This is a genomic window from Phycicoccus sp. (genome assembly GCF_035325325.1).
In the GTDB taxonomy this organism is placed as follows: domain Bacteria; phylum Actinomycetota; class Actinomycetes; order Actinomycetales; family Dermatophilaceae; genus Phycicoccus.
Window position 1 is genome coordinate 181,069 of record NZ_DAOLAC010000001.1, and the last position, 17,683, is coordinate 198,751.

The window sequence follows — 17,683 nt, forward strand, 5'->3', positions numbered from 1 at the left end:
TCAGCCGAGGGCGGAGCCGATGCCGACGACGGCGACGACCGCGACGAGCAGGCCGAGCAGGCTGAACCGCTGCCACGCCGTCGGGGCCGGCAGCTCGCCACCGTTCGCGGCGGCCATCGCCTGTTCGTCGGTGAGGTCGCGGTAGCTCACCGCGCCGTCCTCGGCCACGCGGGCGAGGACGTACCTCGTCCCCCACGTCACCGTGAAGACGAAGAAGAGGCTGAAGTAGCGGAACGACGCGATGAGCGCCTCGGTGGCGCTGACCTGCCGGTTGCGGGACTTGCGTCCCCACCCCCAGATGAGCATGGTGTCTCCCTCCCGTGCGGCCCGTCCGGTGTGCGGGCCCGCGTGACCGTAGCACCCAGGGGGGCGTCCTCTGCCGGGCTCGACTCGACGGCCCGCCGTTGCCTTCGACAAACCCTAGACACCGGGACGACGACGGGCGTACGCTCGAGAGCAGGCCCCTCGCGGGCGACCGACCGGAACCCCTGCACCGGTCGCCGCCGCGGGGGGCCCACGCGTGGCCGGACCGTCCGACCCGGCACGTAGGGTGGACCCCGAGATGAGCACCCTCTTCGACGGCCTCGACTTCGGCCACGACCCCCACGTCGACCCCGCCACCCACACGAGCGCCCACGCCGCCCTCGTCAACGCGGCGGGGGTGCCGACGTGGGCCGAGGCGGCGGCCGAGGGGCGGGGGCCGGAGGGCGGCCCCGGAGGGCACCGGCTCGACGCCGCGGCCCTGCTCGAGGGGCTGAACCCGCAGCAGCGCGAGGCCGTGCTCCACGAGGGCCCGCCCCTGCTCATCGTCGCCGGTGCCGGTTCGGGCAAGACCCGGGTGCTCACCCACCGCATCGCCCACCTCCTCGCCGACCGCGGGGTCCAGCCCGGCCAGGTCCTCGCGATCACCTTCACCAACAAGGCCGCCGCGGAGATGCGCGAGCGGGTCGCGGCGCTCGTCGGCCCGCGCGCCAAGGCGATGTGGGTGATGACCTTTCACAGCGCCTGCGTGCGCATCCTGCGCCGTGAGGCCGACAAGGTCGGCCTGCGCTCGCAGTTCTCCATCTACGACGCGGCCGACAGCCAGCGGCTCATGTCGATGGTGCTGCGCGACATGGACCTCGACCCCAAGCGCTACAACCCGCGGGCGTTCTCGCACCAGGTGTCCAACCTCAAGAACGAGCTCGTCGACGAGGAGACGTTCACGCGGCGGGTCTCCCAGGAGGGCACCCACCAGGAGCAGGTGCTCGCCGAGGCCTACACCGAGTACCAGCGCCGGCTGCGTGCTGCGAACGCCATGGACTTCGACGACCTCATCATGACGACCGTGCACATGTTCCAGGTCTTCCCGGACGTCGCCGAGCACTACCGGCGGCGGTTCCGGCACGTCATGGTCGACGAGTACCAGGACACCAACCACGCGCAGTACCAGCTGGTCAAGGAGCTCGTCGGCTCCGAGGCGACCCAAGGAGAGCACGGCGTCGAGCCGAGCGAGCTCGTCGTCGTCGGCGACGCCGACCAGTCGATCTACGCCTTCCGTGGCGCGACGATCCGCAACATCGAGGAGTTCGAGGAGGACTACCCGCAGGCGCGCACGATCCTCCTCGAGCAGAACTACCGCTCGACCCAGACCATCCTGCGGGCCGCGAACGCCGTCATCGCGCGCAACGAGGGCCGGCGGCCGAAGAACCTCTGGACCGACAGCGGCGACGGCGCCCGGATCATCGGCTACGTCGCCGACAACGAGCACGACGAGGCGTCGTTCGTCGCGCGCTCCATCGACCGGCTCGGGGACGACCACGGGGTGCGACCGGGGGACGTCGCGGTCTTCTACCGCACCAACGCGCAGAGCCGGGCCCTCGAGGAAGTCTTCGTCCGCGTCGGGTTGCCGTACAAGGTGGTCGGCGGTACCCGGTTCTACGAGCGCCGCGAGGTCAAGGACGCCCTGGCCTACCTGCGGGTGCTCTCCAACCCCACCGACACGGTCAACCTGCGCCGGGTGCTCAACGTGCCCAAGCGCGGCATCGGCGACCGCGCGGAGGCGTGCGTCGCGGCCCTCGCCGAGCGCGAGCGCATCCCGTTCGTCGCCGCCCTGGGGCGGGCCGAGGACGCCCCGGGCATCGCCACCCGGTCGGTCGCGGCCATCCGCGGGTTCACCGAGATCCTCGAGGACCTCGGCCGGGTCCGCGACGACGAGGACGCCGGGGTCTCCGACCTCCTCGAGGCGATCCTCGAGCGCACCGGCTACCTCGCCGAGCTGCGCGACAGCCGCGACCCCCAGGACGAGACCCGCGTCGAGAACCTCGCCGAGCTCGTCGCCGTCGCTCGCGAGTTCGACGACGCGCGCCGCGAGACCGGTGAGGTGGTCAGCCTCGAGGACTTCCTCGAGCAGGTCTCGCTCGTCGCCGACGCCGACGAGATCCCCGAGAACGCCGAGGCCGAGGAGCAGGGGGTCGTCACGCTGATGACCCTGCACACCGCCAAGGGCCTCGAGTTCCTGGTCGTGTTCCTCACCGGGATGGAGGACGGCACCTTCCCGCACCTGCGCAGCCTCGGCGACGCCAAGGAGCTCGAGGAGGAGCGCCGCCTCGCCTACGTCGGCATCACCCGCGCCCGGGAGCGGCTCCACCTCTCGCGGGCCGCCGTCCGGTCGGCCTGGGGCGCACCGCAGTACAACCCACCGTCGCGCTTCCTCGACGAGATCCCCGGCGAGCTGGTCGAGTGGGAGCGTGAGCTCTCCGGGGCCGCCGCGGTGGGTCGGCGCGACCAGCGGCCCGCGGTCGCGACGCTCGCCGCACGGCCCGGTGTCCGGTCGCCCGGCAACCGGCCGCTCATCGCGCTCTCCCCGGGCGACAAGGTCACGCACGACACCTACGGGCTCGGGTCGGTGGTCCGCACCCTCGGGGAGGGCGACAAGACCCAGGCCGAGGTCGACTTCGGCGGCGAGCTCGGGGTCAAGCGGTTCGTCCTGCGGTTCGCGCCGCTCGAGAAGCTCTGAGCGCGCGCGACGGCCGCTGAGCCGTCCCGCCCCCGGACACACGTCGACCCCGGCGGGGATGCCGGGGTCGTGACGGGGCGGGGCTGCTCACCAGAGGCCGTGGTCCTTCAGCCAGGTCACCGGGTCGAGCGGGGTGTCGCCGGTGGCGGCCTGCTGCACCTCGAAGTGCAGGTGCGACCCGAACGAGTGCCCGGTGTTGCCGACGAGGCCCACCTGCTCGCCCGGGAGGACGGTCTCGCCGGCCTGCACGTCGATGCGGCTCATGTGGCCGTACCAGATGACGCTGCCGTCCCAGTACTGGACGGCGACCTTGTTGCCGAAGCTGTCCTCCCAGCCGGCCTTGAGGACCGTGCCCTTGGACAGCGCGTAGAGGGGGGTGCCGGTCGGGGCGGCGAGGTCGAGGCCGTCGTGGTGCGTTCCCCAGCGCGCGCCGAACCCGGAGGTGATGTTCCAGATGTGGATCGGCCGGACCCACTTCTTGGCCCGCTTCTCGGCCTCCGCCTTGGCCTTGGCGGCGGCCGCGGCCTTGCGCTGGGCGCTGCGGGCGGCCCGGGCCTGCGCCTCGGTGCGGCCCTGGAAGGCGGCCGACTGGATGGAGGCGTCCTGCCGACGGGCGGCGAGGTCGCTGGCGAGCTGGTCGTCGGCGGCCTGCTGCGAGCGCACGAGCGCGGTCTGGCTGCTCGCGAACTCGAGCGGCTGGGGAGCCGACTCCGCCATGCTCGCCCCCGTCGCCGTCACCACCAGCGCGGCCGCGGCACTCGTCGGGAGGACGAAGCCCGGGCTCAGGGCGCGGGGGACGCGGGCGCGGCGCTGCTGGCTGCGGTGGCGGCCAACATGACGCCCGGTGTAGGACCGGGAACTCACGACGGGAGGGACCTCGTAGGGGTGGCAGGGGACCTGGCGGGGCCCGCACACCGTACCGTGACCATTCCGTGACACAAAGGTGGGGTTCACGTGACGATCCGCGTGTCGCACCCCGAGCCGCCGCGCCCCCACGGCCTGACCTGCGAAAACGCTGTCGCCTGTGAGACGGCTCACCTGAGAGATGTCTCAGGAACGGCCCCCGGGGCCGCGGGTGAGCGCGCCGGTCGCGCCGCGTGGACGACCGGCCTGCCCGTGGTCAGTCGCGCCGGGACAGCGGGATGACCCCGCGCCGCACCGTGCTGCCGTCGGCGTCGAGCTGGGTCAGCGCCGTCGAGATGCCGTGGACGACCTCGCCGAGCATCGGCAGGGTGAGGTGTCCCGCGCCGTGCAGGCGCACCGTGCGTGCGGCGAGGTCGGGGTGGCGCAGGGCGGCGGAGCGCTGCGGCACGATGGCCGCGTCGCAGTCGGACCAGTACGCGAGGAACCGCGTCCGGCAGCCCGGGGCCGGACGGGCGAGCTCGCGCATCAGCCCGCTGCCCGGGCGCATCTGGCGCATGAGCCGGGTCGGGACGGCGTACGCGGCCCACGTGCCCTCGTGCGGGGTGCCGAGGGTCACCAGCGTGTGCACGCGCTCGTCGCCGCCGAGCCGGGTGACGTAGTAGCGCGCGACGAGCCCGCCGAGGCTGTGGCCGATGACGTGGATGCGCTCGAACCCGGTCTGCTCGCAGACCGCCTCGACCTCCTCGGCGAGCCGGATCGCCGCGGTGCGGACGTCGGTGGCGACGCTCGAGTAGTTCATCGCGAACACGTTCGAGAACCCACGCCGCGTCAGCCCCCGGCGCAGCACGGTGAAGATCGAGCGGTTGCTGACGATGCCGTGGACGAGCAGGATCGGCGTCCCCGCGGCCTCGACGTCGGAGACCAGCAGCCCCCGTTGCACCGGGGGGAGGTGCTCGAGACGGTAGGTGGGCTCGCTGGGGGCCCGTCCGCTGCCGACGAGCCCGAACGGCCAGGTCAGCAGGTGCGCGCCCAGCCAGACCGTCTCGACCGCGGCACCGGCCACGACGGCGGGGTCGGCGAGGGCGCGCAGGCTGCGGACGACCGTCCCGGGGAGGGCCGTGACCGACCGGGGACGTGCCGCGTCACCGGGCCCGGAGGCGCCGGTCCGACGTTGTGGGGCGAGGCTCATGGCGGGTTCACTGTAGGGCCGTCGCAGCGTCCCCGGAAGTCGTCGACGAATGGTCAAGACCCCATCGCCAGCCGGTAAAGAGTTCCGTCTTCCGGGTCAATTCTTCGCAAGAAGTCTTGTCGCAGAGGGGTGTCGGGAGCAGGTTTCCCCTCGTGCCCGGACCCGGGCCACCTGCCCCATCCCAAGGAGAACCTCGACCGTGAGACGACTCACCACCGGCCTCGCCCTCGGCGCGGCCCTCGCGACCATCGTCGCGGGCGTGCCCACAGCGACCGCCGCCGGCACCCCGGCCGCCACCGCGGCCCTGCCCTCGGCCTCGGCGCCCGGCGCCGACCACGACGCCCTCGGCCTCAGCGCCGCGGAGAAGCTCGTGGCGCGCTCCGTCCTCACCGACCCGGACGGCACCACCCACGTCCGCTACGACCGCACCTGGAACGGCCTGCGCGTCCTGGGCGGCGACCTCGTCGTCGAGAAGAGCGCCAGGGGCGCCGTCGAGGAGGTGCGCTACAACGCCGGCCGCAAGGCGGTGGGAGCCGCGTCGACGACGCCGAGGCTCGCGAAGTCCTCGGCCGTCGCGACGGGCACCGCCCGGTCGAAGGCCTCGGGTGAGCAGAGCCGGGGCGAGCTCGTCGTCTGGGCCGGCTCGGGCACCCCGCGCCTCGCCTACGACGTCGTGACCACCGGGGTCAAGGCCGACCAGACCCCGAGCCGGCTGCACACCGTCGTCGACGCCACCTCCGGTGCGGTCATCTCCAGCTGGGACGAGGTCGTCAACGGCACCGGCAACTCGATGTACTCCGGCACGGTCACCCTCAACACCACCCAGAGCGGCTCGACGTGGCAGCTCAAGGACGGCCACGGCAACTACACGACCGACCTGAACGGGTCGACGAGCTCGACCGCCGCGGGCACCCTCTTCACCGACGCCGACAACGTCTGGGGCACGGGGGCGGCCTCGAGCCGTCAGACCGCCGCCGTCGACGCGCAGTACGGAGCCGAGAAGACGTACGACTACTACAACACCCAGCTCGGCCGGGCCGGCATCTGGAACAACGGCACCGGTGCCCGCAGCCGCGTGCACTACGGCAACGGCTACGTCAACGCGTTCTGGGACGGCACCCAGATGACCTACGGCGACGGCAGCGGCAACACCCACCCGCTGACGAGCATCGACGTCGCGGCCCACGAGATGAGCCACGGCGTCACCGAGAACACGGCCGGCCTCGCCTACTCCGGCGACGCGGGCGGGCTCAACGAGGCGACGTCGGACATCTTCGGCACCGCCGTCGAGTTCTACGCGAACTCTCCGGCCGACCCCGGTGACTACCTCATCGGCGAGAAGATCAACATCAACGGCAACGGCACGCCGCTGCGCTACATGGACAAGCCCTCCAAGGACGGCGCGAGCCAGGACTGCTGGACCACCGGCACGAAGAACCTCGACCCGCACTACTCCTCGGGCCCGCTGAACCACTGGTTCTACCTGGCCTCCGAGGGCAGCGGCGCCAAGACGGTCAACGGGGTGTCGTACAACAGCCCGACGTGCAACGGCTCGACGGTGACCGGTGCGGGGCGGACCAACATCGAGAAGGTCTGGTACCGCACGCTCTCGACCAAGCTCACCTCGACGAGCAACTACGCCGCCGCCCGGGAGGGCGCCATCGCCTCGGCCAAGGAGCTGTTCCCGAGCAACCCGGCCGTGTGCACCGCGGTCGAGAGCGCCTTCTCGGCCATCTCGGTGCCGGCGGGCTCGCAGTCCTGCGGTGGCGGCACCACGCCGCCGCCGACCGGTGGCAACCTCCTCCAGAACGCCGGCTTCGAGTCCGGCGCGACGGTGTGGACCGGCACCGCCGGCCCGATCACCAACAACACCGGCCGCCCGGCCCGCACCGGCAGCTGGAAGATGTGGCTCGGCGGCAACGGCTCGACCTCGACCGAGACCGAGCAGCAGACGGTGACCATCCCCTCGAGCGCCACCTCCGCCGTGCTCAGCTTCTGGGTGCGCATCGACACCTCCGAGACGACGACCTCCCGCGCGTACGACACGATGAGGCCGCAGGTGGTGGTCGGCGGCACGACGACGACGCTCGCCACGTACAGCAACCTCGACAAGAACGGCTCGTACGTGCAGAAGTCGTTCAACCTCATCGCCTACAAGGGCCAGTCGGTCACGGTGAGGTTCGCGATGAGCGAGGACTCCTCGCTGCAGACCTCCTTCGTCGTCGACGACACGGCCCTCAGCGTCTCCTGACGACAGCCGCGCCACGGGGCGGTCCGGCCACCCGGCCGGGCCGCCCCTGCGCGTGCCCGCTCCCGCCGGTCGGCGCCCGAGGCGACCGCTCGAGGGTGAGATTGCCCCCATCGGCGGTCCCGGGGTCGGCCCTGCCGCGGACCCCGCACTAAAGTCCCCTGACGGACCACCCTTCGCCGACAGTGAGGACGGATCGCCTCGTGGACCTCTTCGAGTACCAGGCCCGTGACATGTTCGAGAAGCACGGTGTGCCCGTGCTCGCCGGGGCCGTCGCGACGACCCCCGAGGAGGCGAGGGAGGCGGCCGAGCGCATCGGCACCGCGAGCGGTGGGGTCACCGTCGTCAAGGCCCAGGTGAAGACCGGTGGGCGCGGCAAGGCCGGCGGCGTCAAGGTCGCCAAGAGCACCGACGAGGCGGAGGAGCACGCCCGCGCCATCCTCGGCATGGACATCAAGGGCCACACCGTGCACCGCGTGATGATCGCGCAGGGCGCCCGGATCGCCGAGGAGTACTACTTCTCCATCCTGCTCGACCGCGCGAACCGCACCTACCTCGCGATGTGCAGCAAGGAGGGCGGGATGGAGATCGAGCAGCTCGCCGTCGAGCGCCCCGAGGCCCTCGCGCGGGTCGCGGTCGACCCCAACGTCGGCATCGACGACGCCAAGGCCCGCGAGATCGTCGAGGCGGCCGGCTTCGACGGCGACACCGCCGCGCGGATCGAGCCGGTGCTCAAGACCCTGTGGACGGTCTACCGCGAGGAGGACGCCACGCTGGTCGAGGTCAACCCGCTCGTGCGCACCGAGGACGGCGACATCGTCGCCCTCGACGGGAAGGTGACGCTCGACGCCAACGCCGGCTTCCGCCACCCGGACCACGAGGCGCTCGAGGACACCGCGGAGACCGACCCGCTCGAGGCCGCCGCCAAGGAGAAGGACCTCAACTACGTCAAGCTCGACGGCTCGGTCGGCATCATCGGCAACGGCGCGGGCCTCGTCATGAGCACGCTCGACGTCGTCGCGTACGCCGGTGAGGAGTTCGGCGGGCAGAAGCCGGCCAACTTCCTCGACATCGGTGGCGGCGCGTCGGCCGAGGTGATGGCCAACGGGCTGCACATCATCCTCTCCGACCCGCAGGTGAAGTCGGTGTTCGTCAACGTCTTCGGCGGCATCACGGCGTGCGACGCCGTCGCCAACGGCATCGTCGGCGCGCTCGACGCCCTCGGCGACGAGGAGGACCGCGCTCTGGTCGTCCGGCTCGACGGCAACAACGTCGAGGAGGGCCGGCGCATCCTCGCCGAGCGCAACCACCCGCGCGTCACCATCGAGGACACGATGGACGGCGCCGCCCGCCGGGCCGCCGAGCTGGCCTCCCAGAACTGACCCCGAGCGCTAGAGAAGAGAGACACGACACCCATGGCCATCTTCCTCACCGCCGACTCGAAGGTCATCGTCCAAGGCATGACCGGCTCCGAGGGCATGAAGCACACGCAGCGGATGCTGCGCTCCGGCACCGCCATCGTCGGCGGCGTCAACCCGCGCAAGGCGGGTACCGCCGTCGAGTTCGAGGGCGGCGTGTCCGTCCCCGTCTTCGGCACCGTCGCCGAGGCGATGGAGGCGACCGGCGCCGACGTGTCGGTCGTCTTCGTCCCGGCCGCGTTCACCAAGGCCGCCGCCGTCGAGGCGATCGACGCCGGCATCCCGCTCCTCGTCGTCATCACCGAGGGCGTCGCCGTCAAGGACACCGCGGAGTTCTACAACTACGCGGCCGAGAAGGGCGGCACCCGCATCATCGGGCCGAACTGCCCGGGCCTCATCAGCCCCGGCGCCTCGAACGCGGGCATCATCCCGGCCGACATCTCGGGCGGCGGCCGCATAGGTCTCGTCTCCAAGTCGGGGACGCTGACCTACCAGATGATGTACGAGCTGCGGGACTTCGGCTTCTCGTCCGCGGTCGGCATCGGCGGTGACCCGATCATCGGCACGACGCACATCGACTGCCTCGAGGCGTTCGAGAACGACCCCGAGACCGACGCGATCGTCATGATCGGCGAGATCGGCGGCGACGCCGAGGAGCGCGCGGCGGCCTACATCAAGGAGCACGTCACCAAGCCGGTCGTCGGCTACGTCGCCGGCTTCACCGCCCCCGAGGGCAAGACGATGGGCCACGCCGGCGCCATCGTGTCCGGCTCCTCCGGGACCGCGCAGGCCAAGAAGGAGGCCCTCGAGGCCGCCGGGGTCAAGGTCGGCAGGACGCCGTCCGAGACCGCCCACCTCATGCGCGAGATCATGGAGTCGCTCGCCGGCTGACCGCTGCTCCGGCGCGGCTCCGGCGAGCGGCGGACCGGCTGTCGCACACTGGGACGCGATGACCGTCACCGACCGCCCCCGCAGCGTCGAGCCCGAGGCCGCCGACGGCGGCGAGCGACCCCCGACGTGGGGTCCGGGGTGGCGGCGCTCCGGGCTGATCGGCGGCGCGACCGGGCTGGCCTCGGCGCTCCTCGTCCTCGTCCCGGTGCTGGTCGCCTGGAACGGCGACCCGCGCTCGCCCGGCGACGCCGGATCCGCCCTCTCCGTCGGTGCGTCCGTGTGGCTGCTCGTCGGCGGGGCGCACCTCGGGGCCGGCTCGGCCAGCATCTCGATGACCCCGCTGCTCGCGCTCGCCGTGCTCGGCTACCTCGCCCGGCTCGGCGTGCGGGAGGCGATGGTGCGGGTCAGCACCGAGGGCGAGTACTGGGCCGGCCTGCTGCCCCGGCCGCTCATGGCCGCGGTCGGTGCCTGGTGGGCCGGCTACGCCGTCGTCGTCGGCGTCGGCTGGGCCGTCGCCGCGCAGGGGCCCTTCCCCCCGCACCCGGCCAGCGTGCTGCTGCCGGCCGTCGTGCTGCCCCTCGTGGCGCTCGGGGTCGCCCTGCGCGCCGTGGGCCGCGACGACCCCGAGGTGCTCGGCCCGCGGATGGTCCTGCCGCTCCCGGACACCTTGCGCCGCGGTGTCGGCCCGGGCCTCGCGGGGGCCGGCCTGCTCGTCGGGGTCGGGATGCTCGCCGTCGCCGTCGCCGTGGTGCTCGCCTGGCCGCGGGTCGCCGCCGTCCAGGCCGACCTCGGCGCCACCGGCGCCGGCGCCGCCGTGCTCACCGGGGCCCAGCTCGCCGGCCTGCCCAACCTGGGCCTCTGGGTCGTGTCCTTCCTCGCCGGCCCGGGGTTCTCGGTGGTCTCCGGCGCGAGCGTCACGTGGGACGGTGTCGAGGGCGGCCTCCTCCCGATGCTCCCCGTCCTCGCCGCCCTGCCGCAGCCCGGTCGTTTCCACGGGGTCGTCGGGGTGGTCTGCGTGCTCCTCGTCGCGGCGGCCGGCGCGTGGGTCGCGCGGCGGGCGGTGGCCACGGTCGCCCGGCTCGCCCGACTGCGCACGAAGGTCGTCGTCGCCGTGTCGGCGTGCGCGACGACCGCGCTCGTCGTGGCCGTCCTCGACGCGGTCGGCGGCGGCTCGCTCGGGCAGTTCCGGCTGTCCTCGGTCGGGGCGCCGGCGCTCGAGCTGGGGCTGACCGTCTTCGCCGAGCTCCTCGTGGGCGCCCTGGCCTACGTCGTCCGCGACGCGTGGCGGCTGCGCCGGTGACCGGTTCGTCGGAGCCCGGCCCGGGCGCACTGCGCCTCGCCGTGCTCGTGTCCGGTTCCGGTACCAACCTCCAGGCGCTGCTCGACGCCGTCGACGCAGGGGGCGCGCCGTTCGAGGTCGTCGTCGTCGGCGCGGACCGGGACGGCACGGGCGGTGCCGAGCGGGCCGCCGCCCGCGGGGTGCCCACGTTCGTCTGTCGGGTCCCGGACTTCGACTCGCGGGCCGACTGGGACGCCGCGCTGGCCCGGCTGCTCGCCGAGCACAGCCCCGACCTCGTCGTGTCGGCCGGGTTCATGAAGGTCCTCGGCCCAGAGGTGCTGGCCGGCGTCCGGGTCGTCAACACCCATCCGGCGCTGCTGCCGAGCTTCCCCGGTGCCCACGGGGTCCGGGACGCGCTCGCGCACGGCGTCCGGGTCACCGGCTGCACCTGCCACTGGGTCGACGACGGCGTCGACACCGGACCGATCATCGACCAGCGCGCGGTCCGGGTCGAGGACGGCGACACGCTCGAGTCGCTGCACGAGCGGATCAAGGTCGAGGAGCGGCGGATGCTCGTCGAGGTCCTCACCCACCTCGCCGCGGACCGCTCGTGGCGCTGACCCCGGACGCGCTGCCGCCGCGGGTCCTCGAGTTCCTCCGCGAGCGGCACCTCGCGACGCTGGCGACGGTGCGGCGGGACGGCAGCCCGCACGTCGTCCCGGTCGGCTTCACGTGGGACGAGGACGCGCTGGTCGCCCGGGTCATCGCGAGCCGGGGGAGCGCCAAGGTGCTCCAGGCGCGGGCCGGCCGCCGGGCGTCGCTGACCCAGGTCGAGCGCCGGCGGTGGCTCTCGCTCGAGGGGACGACGCGGGTGCTCGAGGACGCCGCCTCGGTGCGCGACGCCGAGGAGCGGTACGCCGTCCGCTACCGCCCACCGCGCCCGAACCCCGAGCGGGTCGTCGTCGTCATCGACGTCGACCGGGTGCTCGGCGCCTCCTGGCCCGAGCAGCTGCCGCCGTCGCCGTACGCCACCTGACCGCGTCGTGTGCCCGGGTGGCGGCCCGGGCGACCACCCGGGCACACGACCCGGGCCGCTAGAGTGGGCGACGACGACTGGCGCGGGTGGGTCACCACCGGGAAGTCTGCAGTCGGGGCATCGCCCGCCTGGGTGCCCCGGGACCGACCGCCCGACCCCGCAAGGAGCCCCGATGTCCGCCGCCGTCTCCACCCCCGGTCCCTCCGAGGACGTCCGTCCCGTCCGCCGCGCCCTCGTCTCGGTCTACGACAAGACCGGTCTCGACCAGCTCGTCCGGGGTCTCCACGAGGCGGGTGTCGCGCTCGTCTCGACCGGCGGCAGCGCCGCGCTCATCGAGTCGCTCGGTCTGCCGGTCACCCGGGTCGAGGACCTCACCGGCTTCCCCGAGTGCCTCGAGGGCCGGGTCAAGACGCTGCACCCGCGGGTGCACGCCGGCCTGCTCGCCGACACCCGCAAGCCCGACCACGTCGCGCAGCTCGCCGAGCTCGGGGTCGAGGCCTTCGAGCTCGTCGTCGTCAACCTCTACCCGTTCCGGGAGACCGTGATGTCCGGGGCGAGCCCGGACGAGTGCGTCGAGCAGATCGACATCGGTGGCCCGTCGATGGTCCGGGCCGCGGCGAAGAACCACCCGAGCGTCGCCGTGGTCACCGACCCGGCCGGCTACGACGACGCGCTCGCCGCGGTGCGCTCGGGCGGGTTCACCCTCGAGCAGCGCAAGCGGCTGGCCGTGCAGGCCTTCACGCACACCGCGAGCTACGACGTCGCCGTGGCCTCGTGGATGGGCAACGCTTACGTCGACACCTCCGACGGCAGCGGCTTCCCCGCCTGGACGGGAGCCACCTGGGAGAAGGCCGCGGTCCTGCGGTACGGCGAGAACCCGCACCAGCGAGCGGCGCTCTACGCGCACTGGCGCCCGGGCCTGGCCCAGTCCGAGCAGCTGGCCGGCAAGGAGATGTCGTACAACAACTACGTCGACGCCGACGCCGCGCTGCGGGCCGCCTACGACCACGGTGACCAGCCGACCGTCGCGATCATCAAGCACGCCAACCCGTGCGGGATCGCGGTCGGGGAGACCGTCGCCGAGGCGTACGCGGCCGCCCACGCCTGCGACCCGGTGTCGGCCTTCGGCGGCATCATCGCCACCAACCGGCCGGTCACCCGTGAGATGGCGCTGGCCACGAACGACGTGTTCAGCGAGGTCATCGTGGCCCCGGCCTTCGACGAGGACGCCCTCGAGATCCTTCGCGAGAAGAAGAACCGCCGCCTGCTGCGCCTGCCCGAGGGGGTCGAGCGGTTCGCCGACCCGGTCGAGTTCCGGGCCGTCTCGGGCGGCGTCCTCATGCAGGTGCGCGACGCCGTCGACGCCGTCGTGCGCGACGAGGACGGCACCGTCACCGGCGGGGACGACGCCGCGCACTGGCGCCTCGTCTCCGGCGACCCGGCCGACGAGGCGACGCTCGCCGACCTCCAGTTCGCGTGGCGGGCGGTCCGGGCCGTGAAGTCCAACGCCATCCTCCTGGCCCGCGGCGGCGCGTCGGTCGGCATCGGGATGGGGCAGGTCAACCGGGTCGACTCGTGCCACCTCGCCGTCACCCGTGCCGGCGAGGACCGTGCCCGCGGCTCGGTCGCCGCGTCGGACGCGTTCTTCCCCTTCGCCGACGGGCTCCGGGTGCTGCTCGACGCCGGCGTGCGGGCGGTCGTGGCCCCCGGCGGGTCGGTGCGGGACGCCGAGGTGGTCGAGGCGGCGCAGGCGGCCGGCGTGACGATGTACTTCACGGGCACCCGGCACTTCGCCCACTGACCCGCCCCCGTCGGGTCAGGCGGTGGACTGCTCGCGCTCCGCCTCGACCTTCGGGGCGGTGCGCACGAGCCGGAGGAAGGTGACCAGCCCGATGCCGCCGACGACGTTCCCGAGGGCGGCCCAGGCGATGGACCCGAGGAAGGTCGCGACCGGGATGTCGGCCCCGGCGACCATCGCCCCGACCATGAGGATGCCGTCGAGGACGCAGTGGAAGAGCTCGGCACCCACGAGCACGGCGCCGAACAGCACGGCCGGGACGACGCGCACGCCCACGCTGTCGGTGCCGTGCTGCATCCGGGTCATGAGGGTGATGACGAGGCCGGCGAGGACCGCGAGGAGGAAGCTGCGCAGGCTCACCCCGAGCCCGGCGTAGTGCTCGCCGGTGGTGCGGGCGACCTCGCGCAGGTCGGGGCGGGCGGTGAGGATGATCCACACGGTCAGCGCGCCACCGGCGAGGTTGGTCACGAGCGTGACGACCCAGAGCCGCGCGAGGGAGCCCCACGTGCCCTTGCCGGCCGCGCGGGCCGTCACCGGCACGAGGAAGTTCTCGGTGAACAGCTCGCTGCGGGCCAGGAGCAGGGCGACGAACCCGATCGAGAAGGCGAGCGCGGCCAGCAGCTGGCTGCCTGTCTCGTCCTTGACGACGAGGTAGGCGAGGATGCCGACGCCGATGTCGATGCCGCCGAGCAGCCCGGTCGGGACGAGCGCGTGGAGGGGCCGGGTGAGCCGGTCCTCACCCTCGTCGACGAGCCGGTCGAAGGCCTCGTCGATCTCCTCCTCCGGCTGCTCGCGCTCGACGTCCACGAGCGGAGGCTAGCCCGCGACGACGCCGCCGACCGGCTCCCCGTCCGTACGCCGTGCCGCCCTGTCGAGGCGCAGGTCGATGGGGGTGCAGCGCCCGTTGTTGGACTTCTCGGCCGAGCAGGCCGTGACCCCGGCGACGAGCGGCACCCGGGCCTCGATGGTGAAGCGGTCGCCGGGTCGCGTCGGCGGCGGGTCGATGTGCAGCTCACCGCGCTCGTCGGTCCACACGTCCATGAACACGTTGAGCGTCACCCCGATCCGGTCGGCGTCGACGCCGTAGGGCTCGAGGGCGCCGGCGAGGTTGGCGAAGCAGCTGGGGTGCGGGGCACCGCCGAGGTCCGGGTAGAGGACGTCGAAGGTGGCCTGGCTGCACGGGGTCAGCGTGAGATCGTGCACCCCGACCGTGTCCTCGACGACCTCGGCCAGCACCGTCGACCGGTTGCTCCACAGCAGCGACCCGGTCGAGACGTAGAGCGAGTTGCCGAAGTCGGTCGTGCGCCCGGAGGAGAACTGCTCGGCGAGGTCGTCGGCGCGCACCAGGTAGAGGTCGCTCACCTGCTCGCCGCACGGGTCGAGGAGGGTGAGCCGGTCGCCGGGCGCCAGCTCGACCGCGACGCCGGTCTGGGGCGCCACGCGGGTCCATCCCTCCGCCGGCGCGTCGGGGCCGCCGGCGTACGGCGGCGCCTCGGGGGCGCGGGGGTACCGGGTGCGGGCGGGGTTCATGCGGGCTCCTCGTCGGGACGGGGGTGGAAGTCCGGGGTCCAGCCGGCGGGGACGGCGCGGCCGGAGTACTGACGGGCCTCGGAGGCCTCGCCGTGGTCGGCGACCATCGGGTTGGGCGCCCCCTGGAGGTCGGTGTCGCGGCGCCGGATGGTGTCCCGCATCCGGGCGAACCGGCCGTCCTCCCGGAGCCGCTCGAACTGCTCGTGGAGGTTGAAGACGAGCGTGGCGACCGGCGCGCGCCGGGCGATCCGCGAGGCGTCCGGGTGCAGGCCGACGACGAAGAAGGGCGTCCCGCCGTGGCTGAAGGCGAAGTGCGGGTCGACCGGGTCGGCGGCCACCGCGCCGGGCCACTGCGCGGCGTCCTGCTCGTGGAGGTGGCGCAGGGCAGCCCAGAGCCGTTCCTCGAAGACCTGCTCGCCGGCCGGCCGCGGTCCGCGGAAGCAGGCGACGAAGGAGACGAGGTCGCCCTCGGCGTCGGCGTCCGCGGCGAAGGCCCGCAGGCGACGTCCGAGCTCGTCGAGCGATCCTCCCGGCCGGGTGTCGGTGAGGTCGTCGAGGACGACGGGTGTCACGGCGCCACGTCGGAACACGGACCGCGCGCCGAGGCAGGGGTACTCCGGATGCGCCACCATCTCCGCGAGCGCCGCGACGACCCGGTCCGCCGGCTCGGTGTGCAGGTGGTCGGCGCGCCGGGCATCGAGCATCCCGGCCAGTGCTGCGTCGGGCCGGTCGTCGAGCGGGAGATCGGGCGTGGGGGGAGGTGGCACGTCGCTCCCGTACCCATCGGTAGCCCCCGGTATGCGACCGGCCGGGACCGTCGTGGTCCCGGCCGGTCGCGTCGAGGTCAGCCGCGGTAGCCGGTGGGCTCGTCGCCGAGGTCGACGATCGCCGCGACCGGGCCACCGCCGTCGGGTCCCTGGTGCGCCGCCGAGACGGACACGAACACGGCCGGGTCGCCGGTGACCGACGCCGTGACGCCGCCGACGCACGACTTGATCTGCCGGTGCCAGTGCACGTCGGAGTCGTCGAGCATCGCGTTGCGGCGGCCGCGGACCTGGCCGTCCTGGCTGGCCTCGCACTTGAGGAAGACGTTGACCAGCCGGCCGTCGAGGTCGCTGTGGTGCGGGCGCTCGGGCAGGTCGAGCCCGGCGTCCTTGATGGCGGCCCAGATGCCGTCCTGGTCGAGCGCGTCCTGCATCACCGAGTGACCGATCCGGTAGCGGCCGCCGACGCCGCGGGCGTTGCCGACGACGACGACCTGCGCCTGGTCGAGCTCGACGCCGGACGAGCAGGAGGCCACCGACGAGTACAGCGAGCGGTCGTGCATGACGTCCGCGTCGGTCGGCATCTCGATCTCGCCGAGGGCGACGGCGATGCCGAGGGCGGTGCAGCCGTTGGACAGGTCCATCGACTCGTGCGTGTGCTCGGTCCACACCGTCTTCCCGCGGGACTTGGCGTCGCGGATCGTGTGGATGGTGAGCAGCGGCGTCTTGGTCTGCACGTAGTGGACGTCGGCGGGGTCGGTGATGCCGGCCCGCTCCATCGCGACCTTCACGGCGTCGGCGACCTTGGTGACCATCGCGGTGCGGCCGATGTCCTCGGGGAGCAGCTGCTCGCTCATCGCGAAGCCGACGGTGAGGCGCGGCTCGTCGGTCGCCACGGCCTGCTCGGCGGGCACGGTGGCGAAGATCGTCGCGTGCGGGCTGATGACGCCGTCGGTGCCGCCGGACCAGACGATCGGGATGTCCTTCACCCGGGCCGGGTCGGCGCCCTTCTCGACGAGCACCTCGCGGAACGCGCGGTCGGCGATGATGCGCGTGTAGTCGTTGACCCCGCCGTTGCCCTCGGTCTTCCCGATGACGGCGATGACGCGGTCGGCCTCCATGACGCCGTCGTCGATGAGCTTGCCCAGCTCGGAGGCGTCGGAGACGGTGTGCAGCGGGACCTTGCGGACCTCGATGGCGTCGGGCACGGCGGTGTTCCTCTCAGTCGGGTTCGACGACGGTGCCGAAGGACCCGTCGACGGCGTCGGTGATGTGGGTGAGCGAGGTGATGACGCCGCGGGGTCCGCCGGCGGCGACGAATCGGGTGACGGCCTCGACCTTGGGGCCCATCGAGCCGGAGGCGAACTCGCCGGCTGCCGCGATGTCGCGCAGCTCGGAGAGCCGGACGCGGCCGAGGTCGCGCTCGGCCGGCGTGCCGAAGCCCACCTTGGCGTGGTCGACGTCGGTCGCGATGACGAGGACGTCGGCGTCGAGCGAGCGGGCGAGGAGCGCGGCGGTGAGGTCCTTGTCGATGACCGCCTCGACGCCGTGCAGCCGGCCGTCGGGCTGCCGGACGACGGGGATGCCGCCGCCCCCGGCCGTCACGACGACGTAGCCGGCCTCGAGGAGGGTGCGGGCGGCGGGGACGTCGAGGACCTCGAGCGGCTC

The 17,683-nt window shown here is 73.3% G+C and carries 15 protein-coding genes and 1 pseudogene; 8 read left to right on the forward strand and 8 right to left on the reverse strand.

Going from position 1 to position 17,683, the window contains the following annotated elements; all coding sequences use genetic code 11:
- Positions 1 to 306 (reverse strand): hypothetical protein, encoded by a 306-nt coding sequence (locus PKA89_RS00860; protein ID WP_324415631.1) that lies wholly within the window; start codon positions 304 to 306, stop codon positions 1 to 3.
- Between the two features lie 256 nt (positions 307 to 562).
- Here PKA89_RS00860 and pcrA point away from each other — a divergent pair, with 256 nt between their 5' ends.
- Complete coding sequence (gene pcrA, locus PKA89_RS00865) at positions 563 to 2,998, forward strand: DNA helicase PcrA (protein WP_324415632.1); 2,436 nt, start codon at positions 563 to 565, stop codon at positions 2,996 to 2,998.
- A gap of 87 nt (positions 2,999 to 3,085) precedes the next feature.
- On the opposite strand, the gene PKA89_RS00870 is transcribed toward pcrA, so the two are convergent.
- Together PKA89_RS00870 and PKA89_RS00875 are read right to left on the reverse strand one after the other, a co-directional pair.
- Positions 3,086 to 3,862, reverse strand: a complete 777-nt coding sequence (locus PKA89_RS00870) for a M23 family metallopeptidase (protein ID WP_324415633.1) — start codon at positions 3,860 to 3,862, stop codon at positions 3,086 to 3,088.
- Positions 3,863 to 4,118: 256 nt separating this feature from the next.
- Positions 4,119 to 5,051, reverse strand: a complete 933-nt coding sequence (locus PKA89_RS00875; protein ID WP_324415634.1) for an alpha/beta fold hydrolase — start codon at positions 5,049 to 5,051, stop codon at positions 4,119 to 4,121.
- Positions 5,052 to 5,250: 199 nt separating this feature from the next.
- Here PKA89_RS00875 and PKA89_RS00880 point away from each other — a divergent pair, with 199 nt between their 5' ends.
- From PKA89_RS00880 to purH, 7 genes are all read left to right on the forward strand, one after another.
- Positions 5,251 to 7,302, forward strand: a complete 2,052-nt coding sequence (locus tag PKA89_RS00880; protein WP_324415635.1) for a M4 family metallopeptidase — start codon at positions 5,251 to 5,253, stop codon at positions 7,300 to 7,302.
- Between the two features lie 200 nt (positions 7,303 to 7,502).
- Positions 7,503 to 8,681, forward strand: coding sequence for an ADP-forming succinate--CoA ligase subunit beta (sucC, locus tag PKA89_RS00885; protein WP_324415637.1), 1,179 nt, complete (start codon positions 7,503 to 7,505; stop codon positions 8,679 to 8,681).
- A gap of 33 nt (positions 8,682 to 8,714) precedes the next feature.
- Entirely contained in the window at positions 8,715 to 9,608 is an 894-nt protein-coding gene (sucD, locus tag PKA89_RS00890) for a succinate--CoA ligase subunit alpha (RefSeq protein WP_324415639.1), read from the forward strand.
- A 58-nt stretch (positions 9,609 to 9,666) separates the two neighbouring features.
- On the forward strand, positions 9,667 to 10,908 hold the full coding sequence (locus PKA89_RS00895) for a DUF6350 family protein (protein WP_324415641.1): 1,242 nt from the start codon (positions 9,667 to 9,669) through the stop codon (positions 10,906 to 10,908).
- A 29-nt stretch (positions 10,909 to 10,937) separates the two neighbouring features.
- Positions 10,938 to 11,507, forward strand: coding sequence for a phosphoribosylglycinamide formyltransferase (gene purN / locus PKA89_RS00900; RefSeq protein WP_324415941.1), 570 nt, complete (start codon positions 10,938 to 10,940; stop codon positions 11,505 to 11,507).
- The gene (locus PKA89_RS00905) at positions 11,498 to 11,923 is read left to right on the forward strand and encodes a TIGR03618 family F420-dependent PPOX class oxidoreductase (protein WP_324415643.1); all 426 of its coding nucleotides are present in this window, start codon (positions 11,498 to 11,500) and stop codon (positions 11,921 to 11,923) included. Before purN ends, PKA89_RS00905 begins: the two co-directional genes overlap by 10 nt.
- A gap of 172 nt (positions 11,924 to 12,095) precedes the next feature.
- Positions 12,096 to 13,724: a bifunctional phosphoribosylaminoimidazolecarboxamide formyltransferase/IMP cyclohydrolase gene (gene purH, locus PKA89_RS00910; protein ID WP_324415645.1), complete on the forward strand. Its 1,629-nt coding sequence runs from the start codon at positions 12,096 to 12,098 to the stop codon at positions 13,722 to 13,724.
- Positions 13,725 to 13,739: 15 nt separating this feature from the next.
- Here purH and PKA89_RS00915 read toward each other — a convergent pair whose 3' ends face one another.
- From PKA89_RS00915 to PKA89_RS00935, 5 genes and pseudogenes are all read right to left on the reverse strand, one after another.
- Complete coding sequence (locus PKA89_RS00915) at positions 13,740 to 14,528, reverse strand: formate/nitrite transporter family protein (protein ID WP_324415647.1); 789 nt, start codon at positions 14,526 to 14,528, stop codon at positions 13,740 to 13,742.
- 9 nt (positions 14,529 to 14,537) lie between these two features.
- The gene (locus PKA89_RS00920) at positions 14,538 to 15,251 is read right to left on the reverse strand and encodes an urea carboxylase-associated family protein (RefSeq protein WP_324415649.1); all 714 of its coding nucleotides are present in this window, start codon (positions 15,249 to 15,251) and stop codon (positions 14,538 to 14,540) included.
- The gene (gene gntA / locus PKA89_RS00925) at positions 15,248 to 16,018 is read right to left on the reverse strand and encodes a guanitoxin biosynthesis heme-dependent pre-guanitoxin N-hydroxylase GntA (protein ID WP_324415651.1); all 771 of its coding nucleotides are present in this window, start codon (positions 16,016 to 16,018) and stop codon (positions 15,248 to 15,250) included. The genes PKA89_RS00920 and gntA overlap by 4 nt, the downstream gene beginning before the upstream one ends.
- A gap of 77 nt (positions 16,019 to 16,095) precedes the next feature.
- Positions 16,096 to 17,223 (reverse strand): ring-opening amidohydrolase, encoded by a 1,128-nt coding sequence (locus PKA89_RS00930; protein WP_324415653.1) that lies wholly within the window; start codon positions 17,221 to 17,223, stop codon positions 16,096 to 16,098.
- A gap of 13 nt (positions 17,224 to 17,236) precedes the next feature.
- Positions 17,237 to 17,683 (reverse strand): annotated as a pseudogene (locus tag PKA89_RS00935) (carbamate kinase); the annotation flags it as partial.

What these genes read in the sequence shown, in the direction of transcription:
- sucD (WP_324415639.1), top strand. Translation starts at nt 8,715, where the DNA reads ATGGCCATCTTCCTCACCGCCGACTCGAAGGTCATCGTCCAAGGCATG.
- PKA89_RS00920 (WP_324415649.1), bottom strand. Translation starts at nt 15,251, where the DNA reads ATGAACCCCGCCCGCACCCGGTACCCCCGCGCCCCCGAGGCGCCGCCG.
- PKA89_RS00875 (WP_324415634.1), bottom strand. Translation starts at nt 5,051, where the DNA reads ATGAGCCTCGCCCCACAACGTCGGACCGGCGCCTCCGGGCCCGGTGAC.
- purH (WP_324415645.1), top strand. Translation starts at nt 12,096, where the DNA reads ATGTCCGCCGCCGTCTCCACCCCCGGTCCCTCCGAGGACGTCCGTCCC.
- PKA89_RS00860 (WP_324415631.1), bottom strand. Translation starts at nt 306, where the DNA reads ATGCTCATCTGGGGGTGGGGACGCAAGTCCCGCAACCGGCAGGTCAGC.
- pcrA (WP_324415632.1), top strand. Translation starts at nt 563, where the DNA reads ATGAGCACCCTCTTCGACGGCCTCGACTTCGGCCACGACCCCCACGTC.
- PKA89_RS00895 (WP_324415641.1), top strand. Translation starts at nt 9,667, where the DNA reads ATGACCGTCACCGACCGCCCCCGCAGCGTCGAGCCCGAGGCCGCCGAC.